At 68.9% G+C, this 13,914-nt stretch carries 12 protein-coding genes; 6 read left to right on the top strand and 6 right to left on the bottom strand.

Annotated elements, in window-relative coordinates:
• Nucleotides 1–64: 64 nt before the first annotated feature.
• Genes OL599_RS06805 through OL599_RS06815 form a run of 3 tightly spaced genes read right to left on the bottom strand, consistent with a single transcriptional unit; the run spans nucleotide 65 to nucleotide 2,927 of the window.
• Nucleotides 65–577 carry a cupin domain-containing protein gene (locus OL599_RS06805; RefSeq protein WP_264712912.1) on the bottom strand — a complete coding sequence of 171 codons (513 nt, stop codon included), beginning with the start codon at nucleotides 575–577 and terminating at the stop codon, nucleotides 65–67.
• 53 nt (nucleotides 578–630) lie between these two features.
• Nucleotides 631–2,169 carry a glycerol-3-phosphate dehydrogenase gene (gene glpD / locus OL599_RS06810; protein WP_264712913.1) on the bottom strand — a complete coding sequence of 513 codons (1,539 nt, stop codon included), beginning with the start codon at nucleotides 2,167–2,169 and terminating at the stop codon, nucleotides 631–633.
• Nucleotides 2,166–2,927: a DUF599 domain-containing protein gene (locus OL599_RS06815; protein WP_264712914.1), complete on the bottom strand. Its 762-nt coding sequence runs from the start codon at nucleotides 2,925–2,927 to the stop codon at nucleotides 2,166–2,168. The genes glpD and OL599_RS06815 overlap by 4 nt, the downstream gene beginning before the upstream one ends.
• Before the next feature lie 99 nt (nucleotides 2,928–3,026).
• Here OL599_RS06815 and OL599_RS06820 point away from each other — a divergent pair, with 99 nt between their 5' ends.
• The 4 genes from OL599_RS06820 to OL599_RS06835 all read left to right on the top strand — a co-directional run bounded on the left by OL599_RS06820 (nucleotide 3,027) and on the right by OL599_RS06835 (nucleotide 7,323).
• Nucleotides 3,027–3,470 carry a hypothetical protein gene (locus OL599_RS06820; protein WP_264712915.1) on the top strand — a complete coding sequence of 148 codons (444 nt, stop codon included), beginning with the start codon at nucleotides 3,027–3,029 and terminating at the stop codon, nucleotides 3,468–3,470.
• A 45-nt stretch (nucleotides 3,471–3,515) separates the two neighbouring features.
• A complete protein-coding gene (locus tag OL599_RS06825) occupies nucleotides 3,516–4,748 on the top strand; it encodes a BaiN/RdsA family NAD(P)/FAD-dependent oxidoreductase (RefSeq protein ID WP_264713119.1) in 1,233 nt (410 codons plus the stop codon).
• Complete coding sequence (locus OL599_RS06830) at nucleotides 4,745–5,857, top strand: RMD1 family protein (RefSeq protein WP_264712916.1); 1,113 nt, start codon at nucleotides 4,745–4,747, stop codon at nucleotides 5,855–5,857. Before OL599_RS06825 ends, OL599_RS06830 begins: the two co-directional genes overlap by 4 nt.
• Before the next feature lie 149 nt (nucleotides 5,858–6,006).
• Nucleotides 6,007–7,323, top strand: coding sequence for an alpha/beta hydrolase family protein (locus OL599_RS06835; protein WP_264712917.1), 1,317 nt, complete (start codon nucleotides 6,007–6,009; stop codon nucleotides 7,321–7,323).
• 246 nt (nucleotides 7,324–7,569) lie between these two features.
• Here OL599_RS06835 and bktB read toward each other — a convergent pair whose 3' ends face one another.
• Complete coding sequence (gene bktB, locus OL599_RS06840) at nucleotides 7,570–8,748, bottom strand: beta-ketothiolase BktB (protein WP_264712918.1); 1,179 nt, start codon at nucleotides 8,746–8,748, stop codon at nucleotides 7,570–7,572.
• Nucleotides 8,749–9,263: 515 nt separating this feature from the next.
• On the opposite strand from bktB, the gene OL599_RS06845 reads away from it, so the two are divergent.
• Both OL599_RS06845 and OL599_RS06850 read left to right on the top strand, forming a co-directional pair.
• Nucleotides 9,264–10,484: a polyhydroxyalkanoate depolymerase gene (locus tag OL599_RS06845; protein WP_264712919.1), complete on the top strand. Its 1,221-nt coding sequence runs from the start codon at nucleotides 9,264–9,266 to the stop codon at nucleotides 10,482–10,484.
• Between the two features lie 89 nt (nucleotides 10,485–10,573).
• A complete protein-coding gene (locus OL599_RS06850) occupies nucleotides 10,574–12,217 on the top strand; it encodes a 3-(methylthio)propionyl-CoA ligase (RefSeq protein WP_264712920.1) in 1,644 nt (547 codons plus the stop codon).
• On the opposite strand, the gene OL599_RS06855 is transcribed toward OL599_RS06850, so the two are convergent.
• Nucleotides 12,218–12,964, bottom strand: coding sequence for an SDR family oxidoreductase (locus OL599_RS06855; protein ID WP_264712921.1), 747 nt, complete (start codon nucleotides 12,962–12,964; stop codon nucleotides 12,218–12,220).
• The gene (locus tag OL599_RS06860; protein ID WP_264712922.1) at nucleotides 12,961–13,821 is read right to left on the bottom strand and encodes a TauD/TfdA dioxygenase family protein; all 861 of its coding nucleotides are present in this window, start codon (nucleotides 13,819–13,821) and stop codon (nucleotides 12,961–12,963) included. The genes OL599_RS06855 and OL599_RS06860 overlap by 4 nt, the downstream gene beginning before the upstream one ends.
• Between the last annotated feature and the right edge of the window lie 93 nt (nucleotides 13,822–13,914).

Below are 13,914 nucleotides of genomic sequence, written 5' to 3' on the forward strand. Positions count from 1 at the left end.
GCGGGCGCACCATGCCATGAAGGGTCGCGCGGGCAAGCCCGCCGCTGCCGGGCGGTGCGGCGCCTCAGGCGGGCTTGCGCCCGCCGCCGGGCGGCGGCGGCGCGAAGACGGTGCGGCGCTCGATCTCCAGCACGTCGGCCGGGCGCGGGAACGGCGCGGGCGCCGGTTCGCCGGGCGCGCGCGGGCGGCCGATGGCCTGGAAGAAATCCTCGAGCCCGTTCGGCAGCAGCAGCCAGGTGAAGGTCATGTCCTCGGCGCCGTCGTTGACGAACATGTGCACCCGGTTGCGGCCGAGGAAGATGGTGGTGCCCGCGACCATCGGATGCGTCTCGCCGTCCAGCACGGCGTGGCCGCTGCCGGCGATGCAGTGGATCAGTTCCTCGTTGCGGTCATGCGAATGCTCGCGCACGTAGCAGCCGGGGGCGACGGTCTGGGTGCCGAAGCCGAAGGGCGTTTCCATGCGCGCGTTGCGCGGGGCCACCCGCAGCTCGACATAGCCGTTGGCGGGCACCGGCTGCCAGTAGCTCTCGCTTTGGCCGGGCTGCACGACCACGAGGTCTCCACGATCGGTGTCCATTGTCGTTCCTCCCGTTACGGATTGGCGGAATAAGGCCGGGACCGGTCGGGCGTCTACTGGGCGGTTTCGCTGGGCGCCAGCATGCGCTGCAGCGCCTGGTCCACGGCCTCGATCTCGGCGGCACGCATCCGCAGGCCGAGCTTGCTGCGGCGCCAGACGACGTCGGCGGCACACATGGCCCATTCGGCGCGGGCAAGGTAGCGCAGTTCGGCCTCGGTGAGGCCGGCGCCGAAATCGCGGCCGAGATCGGCGGCGGACGCCGCGCCGCCCAGCAGCGTCGCCGCGCGGGTGCCGTAGGCGCGGGCCAGGCGGCGCGCCAGCTCCGGCGACAGGAACGGCCAGCGCCGGCGCAGATCGGCGACCAGCGCGCCGAAGCCGTCCACCGGGAAGTCGCCGCCCGGGAGCGGGGTGGCCGCGGTCCATCCCGCCGGATTGCCCTGGGCGGCCGGCAGATGCGGGGCGAGCCGGGCCAGCGCCGCCTCGGCCAGCCGGCGAAACGTGGTGATCTTGCCGCCGAACACGGTCAGCAGGGCGGGCTGGCCTGCCGGGGCATCAAGCGCGAGGACGTAGTCGCGGGTGGCGGCCTGGGCGGCGCTGGCGCCGTCGTCGTAAAGCGGGCGGACGCCGGAATAGGTCCAGACCACCTGGGCGGGCGTGACCGGCGTGCGGAAATAGGCGCTGGCGCCCTGGCAGAGATAGGCGATCTCGGCCTCGGAAATGCGCACCTGGGCGGGATCGCCCGTGTAGTCCTGGTCGGTGGTGCCGATCAGGGTGAAGTCGCGCTCGTAGGGGATGGCGAAGAAGATCCGCCGGTCGGCATTCTGGAAGATGTAGCAGCGGTCATGGTCGAACAGGCGCGGCACCACGACGTGGCTGCCCTTGACCAGCCGTACATGGGCGGGGGCGTCGGCATGGATGACGCCGGCCAGGGCGCCGGCAACCCAGGGGCCGGCGGCATTCACCAGCGCGCGGGCGCGCAGGCTGCGCTGGGCACCGGTGGTCTCGTCGCGCACCGTCACCCTCCATGCGTCGCCGGCGCGCTCGGCGGCGACGCAGCGCGTGCGGGTGGCGATCTCGGCGCCACGGTCGGCGGCGTCGCGGGCGTTCAGCACGACCAGGCGCGAATCCTCGACCCAGCAATCCGAGTATTCGAAGCCGCGGGTGAAGTCCGGCTTCAGCGGCGCCCCGGCGGGGTCGCGGCGCAGGTCCAGCGAGCGCGTGGGCGGCAGCCGCCGACGGCCGCCGAGATGGTCGTACAGGAACAGGCCGAGGCGCAGCAGCCAGCGCGGCCGCAGCCCCTTGTGGTGCGGCAGCACGAAGCGCAGCGGCCAGATGATATGCGGCGCGATGCCCCACAGCACCTCGCGCTCCATCAGCGCCTCGCGCACCAGCCGGAACTCGTAATATTCAAGGTAGCGCAGCCCGCCATGGATCAGCTTGGTGGAGGCGGACGACGTGGCGCCGCCGAGGTCGCCCTGTTCGCACAGGAACACGGACCAGCCGCGGCCGGCGGCGTCGCGGGCGATGCCCGCGCCGTTGATGCCGCCGCCGATGATGGCGAGGTCGAAGAGGGTGCCGTGTCCGCTGGTCATCGTGGCGCGCCATCGCCGGGCCCCGGCACCGGAGGGCGGCCGTGGGCGGCTTCGACCAGGCGCCTGGCCGCGCCGAACCGGGCGGCGACCGTGGAACCGAATTGGCGGAACAGCAGCACCGCCATCAGCCACAGCACCGCCACCACCAGGACCCAGGGGCCGGCCAGCCAGCTCAGGCCGACCAGCGCGAAGTAGTAGGCGCGGATGCCGTCGTTGAACGTGGCGAGCGCGCTGCTGAGCACCCCGCCGACATGGTCGGCGAGCTCGGTGCACAGCGGCTCGGGGATGGGCGCGGGCGGCATCGCGCCGATCAGCGCCACGGTGTAGTTGAGCTGGCGCAGCGCCCAGGTGAGCTTGAACATCCCGTGCACGAGCACGGCCAGCGGCAGCAGCACCTTGATCTCCAGCAACTGGCGCGAAGCCGGCACGGAGAGCGCGAGTCCCTCGACGGTCGGCTGCAGCCGGTCGAGCCCGGTCAGCACGCCCAGCAGCGCGCCGATGGCGATCAGGCTGGTGGAGGCGAAGAAGCTGGCGCTGTGCACGACATGGCCGATCAGCGAGGAGTCGGTGATGCGGTTATCGCGCATCAGCATGCTGCGCATCCACAGCACGCGCACGGTATGCAGGCCGGCGTTGATGCTGCCCTGGCCGAACCAGCGCACCATGTGGCCATAGCCCAGCCAGATCAGGCAGAACACCGCCAGCGCCGTGAGGTCGCCCGGGGGAAAGAGGTGAAATATACCCGTGGCCTGGTCCATCGCCGCCGCCCCCCTTCGCCGCCTGTCGCGACCGGAGCGTAACGTGGCTTGCGCTCCCGCGTCTTCCGCACAGAACGCATATGCGCAAGGAGGCGCAACATGGACCGGTTTCTCAAGCCGCTGACCTGGGTTGCCGCGCTCTACATCGCCTATGTGCTGTTGTGGTACGAGCAGTACAAGCTGACCGGCAACGAGGGATCCGTCTGGCTGTTCACCGTGCTGTCGGACTGGCTGTTCCTGCACGGCTACGAGAAGCCGTTCCGGCTGTCGGTGGCGACGGCGGAGATCATCGCCTCGGTGCTGGTGCTGGTGCCGTACACGCGGATGTATGGCGCGGCGCTGGCGCTGTGCATCATGTCCGGGGCGATCTTCTTTCATGTGGTGAGCCCGCTGGGCATCGACCCGTATGGCGATGGCGGCCAGCTGTTCACCCGCGCCTGCGTCACCTGGGTGGCCGCCGCCTTCATCCTGGTCGCCTATCGCGCGGAGTTGCGGGCCCTGATCCGGCTGCTGAGCGGGCGTGACATGAGGCGGGCTGCATAATCCGCGGGGACACGCCATAAGAACGGTGTGTCGCAGACCGGAACCCTGAACCGGCCCCGGGAGCCTGTCGCCGTCATCGGCGGCGGCCCCGCGGGGTTGATGGCCGCCGAAGTGATCGCCCGCGCCGGCGCGCAGGCGGGCGATGGCGTGGCCGTCACGGTGCTGGAGCGCATGCCCTCGGTGGGGCGCAAGCTGCTGATGGCCGGCCGCGGCGGGTTAAACCTGACGCATGGCGAGAACCTGGAGGCGTTCCTGGACCGCTACGGTCCTGCCCGCCCCCGGCTGGAAGCGGCCATCACCGCGTTTCCGCCGGACTCGCTGATCGCCTGGTGCGAAGGGTTGGGCCAGGAGACCTTCGTGGGCTCCAGCGGCCGGGTGTTTCCCAAGGCGTTCAAGGCCTCGCCGTTGCTGCGCGCCTGGATCGCGCGGCTGGCGGCAATGGGGGTGCGGATCGAGACGCGGCACCGCTGGCTCGGCTGGGACGCCGGCGGGGCGCTGCGTTTCGCCGCCCCGGAGGGCGAACGGAGGCTGACCCCGGCGGCCACGGTGCTGGCGCTGGGCGGGGCGTCCTGGCCGCGGCTGGGATCGGACGGGGCCTGGACAGCGGCGCTCGCGAGCGTGGGGGTCACGCCGCTGCGCCCGGCCAATTGCGGTTTCACGGTCGCATGGTCGGACATCTTCCGTGCCCGGTTCGAGGGCCAGCCGCTGAAGCGCGTGGCCTTCCGCTTCGCCGGCCGGGTGGTGCGCGGCGAGGCGGTGATCACCGCGGACGGGATCGAGGGCGGGGCGATCTATGCCCTGTCGGCCGCGCTGCGCGATGCCATCGCGGTGGCGGGGCCCGCGACAGTGCATGTGGATCTGCGGCCAGACCTGACCGAGGCGACGTTGCGCCAGCGGCTGGATGCGCCGCGGCGGAGCCAGTCGCTGTCGACCTTCCTGCGCAAGGCGGCCGGGCTTCCGTCGCTGGCGGTGGGGCTGGTGCAGGAAGCGCTGCACGCGGGCGCCGGTGCGCAAGACCTGGCCGGGCTGGTCAAGGCCGTGCCGCTGCGGCTGCAAGCGCCCAGGCCGCTGGCGCGGGCGATCTCCACCGCCGGCGGGATCGCGTTCGACGCTCTGGACGGGCGGTTCATGCTCCGCGACCGGCCCGGCGTGTTCGCGGCCGGCGAGATGCTGGATTGGGAAGCGCCGACCGGCGGCTATCTGCTGCAGGCGAGCTTCAGCACCGCGGTGGCGGCCGGGCACGGCGTGCTCGCCTGGCTGGCGGAGCGCGGGGGATGACGGCCCCGCGGGTGGTCAGCGGCCATGTCCTGGCGCTGCGCCTGTTCGATATTGCCTTCGCCATCGACCTGGCCCGCGCCGAGGCGCTGTGGACCCGCCACGCGGCCGGGCGGGCCGAACGCAGCCGCCTGACCGCGACCCCGCCCAAGGCGATGGCGTTCGGCGTGCCGCCACTGGTCCTGGCGCTGGACCCGCTGACGCTGACGCTGGACGCCGAGCCCTTGCCGGTGACGGTCACGGCGCGGCTGTACGATTTCGGCGCGGTGACCCTGGCGCTGCGCGTGCCCGCCGATCGCCTGGACTGGGCGGACTATACGCGGCGGCTGAACGCGGTGGACCGCGACGTCGGCCCCGCCAGCGGCAGCGCGATCTGGGACGACCTGCTGGCAGCCTTGCGCGGCACGCTGGCGGACGCGCTGGTCCGGCCGATGACCTCGGAGCTGACCGAGGACTACCTGATCGGCGTGGTGCACCGCCTCGACACGCAGCCGGCCGCCGCCGACCTGCTGGCGCTGGTGGACCTGGTGCCGCTGCTGTCAGGCGAGCAGCGCCGGTTGTCGGACGGGGCGCGGGCCGAGCTGTTGCGCAGCCGGTTCTCCTACTACGAGGACGACCTGGTGGTGCTGACCTGGGACCGCGCCTTCATCTACGAGCCGCTCGGCGATTCCGACGTGGCCGACGTCCTGGAAGTGGCCAATGTCCAGCTGCTGGAGATGCGCTATTACGACGAGCTGCTGGATGACGAGCTGCCGCGCATGTACGACCTGGTGGAATCCGCGCGCCGCGGCATGAACGTGCTGGCGGCACGCCGTTATGCGGGGCTGGCGCGGCGGCTCTACGCCATGGTTGCCGACGTCACCGAGCTGACCGAGAAAGTGGACAACGCGCTGCAGGTCACCGAGGACGTCTACCTCGCGCGCATCTACGCCGCCGCGCTCGAACTGTTCCGCGTACGGCTGGTGAGTGCGGCGGTGGACCGCAAGCTCGCGATCATCCGCGACACCTATACGGCGCTGTACGACGAAGCGTCGAGCAGCCGCTCGGAACTGATGGAGGCGGCGATCATCCTGCTGATCGCGGTGGAACTGGTGCTGGCGCTGCTGCGCTAGGGTCCACACCCAATTAGGGCCAGGAATCGGCTGGTGTCTTCTGCTTTTCCATCGCTCCATCCTCTCAAGGCTTGGAGCATCCGGCGAACCCGGCGCGGTTCAGCGGGCGCCTGGCGACATATCTGAGAGAGACCGAATTCTTATTTGGAATGAGCAAGATCAAGAGCGGGTCGATTGACCCCGCATTCCCGCTACCGTATCCCGGCTGCACGTATATCGTAATTAAAGCCCCATTGGAGCAGTCGGTGTCCCGTCTCATTCAAACATTTACAACCATCGCGCTCCTTCTCGGCGTCGCGGCGCCGGCCCAATTCGCCCTAGCCGATTCGAGCAGCCCGGTGCAGGTCTCCTCCGGCGTGAACTACGAACTTATCGGCCGGTGGGACGTGGACAAGCTGAACCAAATCCTTCAGGTCGATACGCCGAAATTCCTTGGGGTCTCCGTGACCTACACGCCCGCCCGCAATGCGGTGCGGCTCTACCGCGTCGTCTATGCCTCGGTGGTGCCCGAACGCGGCAACAAGCCAACGGTCGCGACCGGCCTTCTCGCAATTCCCGATACGAAGGACACCAGCTTCCCGATGCTCTCTTACCAGCACGGCACGGTGTATGGGAAAGAGCAGGTACCATCCTTCCCCGACCAGTCGCCCGAGACCCAGCTCGCGATCGCCCAGTTCGCCGGGCAGGGCTACGTGGTCATCGGCGCCGATTATTTCGGCATGGGTCTATCGAAGGAACCGGAAGGCTACATGGTGAAGGGCAGCCACCAGCAGGCGACATATGATATGCTTATGGCTGGCCGCGCAGTGCTCGACCACATGAGTCTCGCGGCGCCTAAGCTATTCCTCGGCGGCTGGTCGCAGGGCGGCTTCGTGACCATGGCCTTCCTCGAGAAGCTGGAGCGCGCGGGCGTGCCTGTCGCGGCGGCGGCGACCGCAAGTGCGCCGGTCGATGTCTTTGTCGCGCTGAGCGGCTTCCTCGACTTCCCCCGAAAGAACGACGCGGACTGGGTGCCGACCCTGTTCATCCTCTCGTCCTTCGCCTTCGAGAATTATTACGGCGTGCCCGGCCTGGCCCGATCGGTGATCAACGACGCCTATTACGACGTCTCCCGCAAGGCTTATGAGAAGCAGCCATTCGACGCCTCGCAGATCCCGACGGACCTGCACAAGCTGGTCCGCCATGAATATTTCGACCCGCAATTCTTTGCCGCCTCGGCCTACGGCCGGCTGGTGGCCGAGAAGGCGCAGGCCTATCGCTGGATCATCAAGAGTCCGGTCCGAAACTATTATGGCGAGGCAGACGAGGCCATCAGCACCGGCCTCGGCCAGCTTGCCATGACCTACCAGCACGCGATCGGCAGCGGGAACGGTCAAGTGGAGGCGATCTCCACCGGTTCCACCAGCCATCGCGGCACCTACGCCACTGCCGTACCGCAATGGAAGATCTGGTTCGACGGCCTCTAGCCCGTCCTCTTCACAGCGTTGCCGCTATCCATTTCTTGCGGCAGATGGTCGGAAAGCCGAACGGCTCAATCGTATCGTCGAGGATGGCGGGTGTGGCTCAGCATGATCCCGCGAACAGGGTGGCTTCGACACCCAATCCATAAACAAAATCAGCAGCTTACGCGACATCCGCCAGCCGAATCCCAGCCGTGCCGTGAATAAAACCGGTTAGGGCCCCTCCCGCCGGCAGGGACTGCATGTGCGTGTTCAGACGCGCTCGAGAATCGCGGCGATCCCCTGCCCGCCGCCGATGCACATGGTGACCAGGGCGGTGCGGCCGCCGGTACGGGCGAGTTCGTACATCGCCTTCACCGTGACGATCGCGCCGGTGGCGCCGACGGGGTGGCCGAGCGAAATGCCGCTGCCGTTCGGATTCACCTTCTCGGGGTCGAAGCCGAGATCCTTGGCCACCGCACAGGCCTGGGCGGCAAAGGCCTCGTTGGCCTCGATCACGTCGAGGTCGGAGACCTTCATGCCGGCCCGTTGCAGCGCCTGGCGCGTGGCCGGCACCGGGCCGATGCCCATATGGGCCGGATCGACGCCGGAATGGCCGGCGGCGACGATGCGCACCATCGGCTTCAGGTTCAGCCGGCGCACCGCCTCGCCGCTCGCCACCACCACCGCGGCCGCGCCGTCATTGATGCCGGAGGCGTTGCCGGCGGTGACGGTGCCGTCCTTCTTGAACACCGTGCGCAGCGCGGCGAAGTCCTCGGGCCTTGCGTCGTGGCGGATATGCTCGTCGGTGTCGAATAGCACAGTGCCCTTGCGGGTTTTCACCTCGATGCCGAGGATCTGGTCCTTGAAGCGGCCCTCATGCGTGGCGCGGCTGGCGCGGCGATGGCTTTCCAGCGCCAGCGCATCCTGCTGCGCACGGCTGATCTGGTGGCTCTCCGCCAGGTTCTCGGCAGTCACGCCCATGAGGATGCGGTTGAACGGGTCGTTCAACGCGCCGTTCAACGTGTCGAGCACCGGGGTGTCGCCCATCTTCTGGCCCCAGCGGGCGGCGGGAATCTGGTAGGGCGCGCGGCTCATGTTCTCGACGCCGCCGGCGACGGCGATGTCGGCGTCGCCGGCCTTGATGGCGTTGGCAGCGGTCAGGATCGCCTGCAGGCCGCTGCCGCACAGGCGGTTGACGGTCAGCGCCGGGGTTTCCTGCGGCAGGCCGCCTTCGATGACGGCGATGCGGGAAATGTACATGTCGCGCGGCTCGGTGTGCAGCACCTGGCCGAACACGGACAGGCCGATCTGCGACGGCGCCACGCCGCTGCGCCGCACCGCTTCGGCGGTGACCGCGGCGACGAGCTGGCTGGGCGTCGTGTCCTTGAGCATGCCGCCGAACGTGCCCACCGCGGTGCGGACGCCCGCGGCGATGAATATTTCGGTCATCGCGTATTTCCCTGTGCCTCGGAACCAACCCGGCTGGGCGGGCAGGCCCTCGCCGTCCATCGAGGCTAGCACATGACGCGCACCGGCGCGGGGGATCAAGCCTGCACCGAGTCCCGCAGGGCGACTCGGCCGGAGCACATCCAGCCTCCCGGGCGCAAGACGAACCGGGCCGCCGGCCGGACGTGGAACCCATCCCGGCGCGATGCCGGGAGCATTTCTCTACTTCTTTGTTTTCACGCGCAACTTCATCACGCAGACGGAGACATTCCGGCGCCGCCGCCGGTCGGCGCAGCCGCTCTTTTTGGCTAAAACTGTCATTTCACTCGCTATCACATTACAACTGCATTGCAGCTATCCTGCGGCCGCGTGTCAGCCTGCCTTGCCCCTGCCTTGTTGTTGATCAATGTTGCTTATGGCGTCCACGCCCAACCAGCAAGAGGGCCCTCCGTGCGGAGGGCTTTCTGCAAAAAGGGTGAACCAACACCCGGCCATGTATTAGGTTGAAAAGGGAACGTATGCTTTACCACGTTTACGAAATGCACCGGGCTACTCTTGCCCCCATGCGTGTTTTTGCGACCGGCGCACTGCAATTATTGGATCACCCTTTCAACCCGATTCGGCCCACCCCCATGGGCCGGCTGGCCGTCGCGGCGCTGGACAGCTTCGAGCACACCACCCGCCAGTTCGGTAAGCCCGTGTTCGGCCACAAGCACACCACCATCGACGGCGAGGCCGTCGATGTGGTGGAAGAGGTTGTCGTCTCGCGCCCGTGGTGCGACCTGAAGCGGTTCCACCGCCTGACGGAACGGCCCGGCGACCCGAAGGTGCTGATGGTGGCGCCGATGTCCGGCCACTACGCCACCCTGCTGCGCGGCACGGTGAAGGCGTTCCTGCCGGACCACGACGTCTACGTCACCGACTGGCGCGACGCCCGCGACATGCCGCTGCTGGGCCCGGATTTCGACCTCGACGACTATATCGAATACGTCATGGCCTTCCTGCGCCATCTCGGACCGGAGACGCATGTCATCGCGGTCTGCCAGCCGGCGGTGCCGGTGCTGGCGGCGGTGGCGCTGATGAACGAGAGCGAGCCGGCTTCCTGCCCGCGCAGCATGACCCTGATCGGCGGCCCGATCGACACCCGCGAGGGACCGACCGCCGTCAACGACTTCGCCGAGCGGCACAGCATGGGGTGGTTCCGTCGCAACGTGATCCATCCGGTGCCGTTCGGACATGCCGGCTTCATGCGCCGTGTCTATCCGGGGTTCCTGCAGCTCGCCGGATTCATGGCGATGAACCTCGACCGCCACGTGGAAGCGCACTGGCAGATGTTCCAGCATCTGGTGGACGGCGACGGCGAGACGCTGGGCGCCAAGCGGGGCTTCTATGAGGAATACCGCTCGGTGATGGACCTGTCGGCGGAATTCTACCTGCAGACCATCAATGCGGTGTTCAAGGAACATCTGCTGCCGCGCGGGCTGTTCATGCATCGCGGCCACCGCGTGGATCCGGGGGCGATCGAGCGCACCGCCGTGCTGACGGTGGAAGGCGAGCGCGACGACATCTCCGGCCTCGGCCAGACGCGCGCCACGCACGCGCTGGCCCATCGCCTGCCCGCCGACATGCGCGACCATCTGGAGCAGGTGGGCGTGGGTCATTACGGCCTGTTCAACGGCCAGCGCTTCCGCGCCGAGGTGGCGCCGCGCATCAAGCGGTTCATCCAGACGCATCGGTAACGTCCGCATACCAGTGACTTCCGGGCGGGTTGGGCCGTAGTCTTCTCGCAAATGCGGCGCAATTCGTCGCGGAGCGGGAGGAGACGGGCATGCTTGGATTGATGCAGGATCAGCCCCTGATGATCACGTCGATCATCAGGCACGCGGCGCGGCACCACGGCGGCGCGGAAGTGGTCTCGAAGACTGTCGAAGGGGCGATCCACCGCACCACCTACGCCGAGGTGGAGCGGCGGTCGCGCCGGCTGGTGCGGGTGCTGCAGCGCCTGGGTGTGGCCACGGGCGAGCGCGTGGCGACGCTGGCCTGGAACGGGTTCCGGCACCTGGAGCTGTACTACGCCGTCTCCGGCATGCAGGCGATCTGCCACACCATCAACCCGCGGCTGTCGCCGGACGACATCGCCTATATCGTCAACGATGCCCAGGATGTCGTCATCTTTGCCGACACCAGCTTCGCCGGCCTGCTCGCGGGCGTGGCGCCGCGGGTGCGCGCCAGCGTGCGCGCCGTGGTGTTCATGACCGAGCCCGCGCACATGCCGGACATCGCCCTGCCCGAGGGAATGGACCTGCTGTGCTACGAGGACCTGATGGCGGCGGCCGACGAGGACTATGCCTGGCCGGTGTTCGACGAGCGTGTGGCCGCCTCGCTGTGCTACACCTCCGGCACCACGGGCAAGCCGAAAGGCGTGCTGTACAGCCACCGCTCAACGTTGCTGCACGCGCTTGCCGTGAACATGCCGGATGTGCTGGCCATGCGCGCGGTCGACCGGATGCTGCCGGTGGTGCCGATGTTCCATGTGAACGCCTGGGGCACGCCCTATGCAGCACCCATGGCGGGCGCCAGCCTGGTGATGCCCGGGCGCCACCTGGACGGGGCCAGCCTCCGCGAGCTGATGAACGCCGAGCGCGTGACCATTTCGGCCGGCGTGCCCACCGTGTGGCTGGGGCTGCTGCAGCATCTGCGCGCCAGCGGCACCCGGCTGGAGACGGTGGAGCGGCTGGTGATCGGCGGCTCCGCCTGCCCGCGCATGCTGATGGAAGCGTTCCACGACGAGTACGGCGTGCGCGTCGACCATGCCTGGGGCATGACCGAGCTGAGCCCCGTCGGCACCTTCAACCGGCCGAAGGCCGGCAACGCCGATCTTGGCCGCGCGGACATGTTCCGGCTGCACGAGAAGCAGGGCCGCGCGCTGTTCGGCGTGGACATGCGCATCGTCGACGATGCGGGCCACGAACTTCCGTGGGACGGCAGCGCCTCAGGCCATCTGCAGGTGAAGGGGCCGTGGGTGTGCAGCGCCTATTACGGCGGCACGCCCGGCGATGCGCTGGACGCCGAAGGCTGGTTCACCACCGGCGACGTCGCCACCATCGACGCCGACGGCTACATGGAGATCACCGACCGCTCCAAGGACGTGATCAAGTCCGGCGGCGAGTGGATCAGCTCCATCCAGCTGGAGAACATCGCGGTGTCGCACCCGGCCGTGGCGGAGGCTGCGATCGTGGCGGCGCGGCATCCGAAATGGGACGAGCGGCCGCTGCTGATCGTGGTGGCAAAGCAGGACCAGACGATCGACAAGGACGAGCTGCTGGCAATCTATCGCGGCAAGGTCGCGGACTGGTGGAGGCCGGACGACGTCGTCGTGGTGGAGGAATTGCCGCACACCGCGACGGGCAAGGTCCACAAGCTGACGTTGCGCGACCGGTTCCGCGATTACCTGGTGTCGAAGGCGGGGTAGTCAGCGCCCGCCGCCGACCGGCACCAGCGCGCCGGTGACGTAGGACGCCTCGTCCGACAGCAGCCACAGGATGACTTTCGCCACTTCCTCGGCCGAGCCGGCGCGGCCCATGGGGATGACGGCCTTGAAGCGCTCGGTCCGGTCGGGCATGCCGGCCTTGGCGTGGATCTCGGTGTCGATCAGGCCGGGGTTCACGGCGTTCACGCGAATGCCGCGCGGCGCCAGCTCCTTCGCCGCGCCGATGGTGAAGCTGTCCACGGCGCCTTTCGACGCGGCGTAGTGCACCCATTCGTTGGGGCCGCCCAGCTCGGACGCGCGCGAGGAGACGTTCACGATGGCGCCGCCGGCGCCGCCGCGGTCGGTGGCCATGCGGCGCGCCGCCTCGCGCAGTGCCAGAAAGCAGCCATTGACGTTGATGCCCATCACGTCGGTGAGCATCTCGCCGGTAACGTCCTCCAGGGTGCGCGCCGGGCCGGTGATGCCGGCGTTGTTGACGAGTGCGGTCACCGGGCCGAGCGCGCGGTCCACCGCGGCGAACAGCGCCTCCGTCGCCTGCTCGTCGGCGGCGTCGGCCTGCACGGCGATGGCCTGGCCGCCGGATTTGACGATATCGGCCACCACGGCATCAGCCTGCGCCTTGCCGCGGCGATAGGACAGCGCCACTGCGTAGCCGCGCGCGGCCGCCAGGCGGGCGACCGCGGCGCCGATGCCCTGGCTGCCGCCGGTGACCACGAGAACCTGCTTCATGCCGCGACTCCGCTGGGACGGTCGCCTTTGACGGTGGTGCGGTACATCGTGCGCGCCATGTCCGGCGGGCAGCCGGCCGCGAGGTGGATCACCGCGCGGTTGTCCCACATCACCATGTCGCCGTCCTGCCAGCGATGGCGATAGATGATGTCAGGCGCGATGGAAGCGGCGAAAAGCTGGTCGAGGATGGCGCGGCTTTCGTCCTCGGGAATGCCGAGGATGCGGGTGGTGAAGCCCTCGCTGACGAACAGCGCGCGCTTGCCGGTTTCCGGGTGCACGCGCACGACGGGATGCACGACCGGCGGCACCTCGGCGCGCTGCGCCGCCGACAGGTCCGGCCGCACGCCCATGGTGTCGCGCTGCCTGACCACGCGGGCGGCGTAGTCGTGCTCGGCCTGCAATCCGTCGAGCCTGGCCCGCAACGGCGCCGGCAGATTGGCATAGGCGGCGACCATGCTGGCGAACAGCGTGTCGCCGCCTTCGGCCGGCAGCACCTTGGCATGCAGCAGCGAGCCCAGGCTCGGCTCGGCCTTGTAGGACAGGTCGGAATGCCAGTAGCGGCCGGCGTCGGCCAGACCGATATTCCGGCCGTCGCGTTTTTCGTTGGAGACGAGAAGGATCTCCGGGAATTCGGGGTGCAGGAACTGGCGCATCACATGGTATTCGAGCGCGCCGAAGCGGCGGCTGAACGCCACGTGCTGGGCGGGGGTCAGCGCTTGCTGGCCGCGGAACACCACGACGGAATAACGGTTGAACGTGGCGCGCACGGCGGCGAACACCTCGTCCGGCAACGGGCCCGACAGATCGAGGCCGATGATCTCCGCACCCAGCACCGGATGCAGCGCGTTGACCTGCATGGCAATTCCCTCCCGCATGCGCCGCGCGGCTTGCGCGGCCGCTCGCACGGCTGCTGAATGCTATCAGCTTCCGCGGTGCCGTCGAGACGCGGG

This window comes from Limobrevibacterium gyesilva (assembly GCF_025989185.1).
GTDB lineage: Bacteria > Pseudomonadota > Alphaproteobacteria > Acetobacterales > Acetobacteraceae > Limobrevibacterium > Limobrevibacterium gyesilva.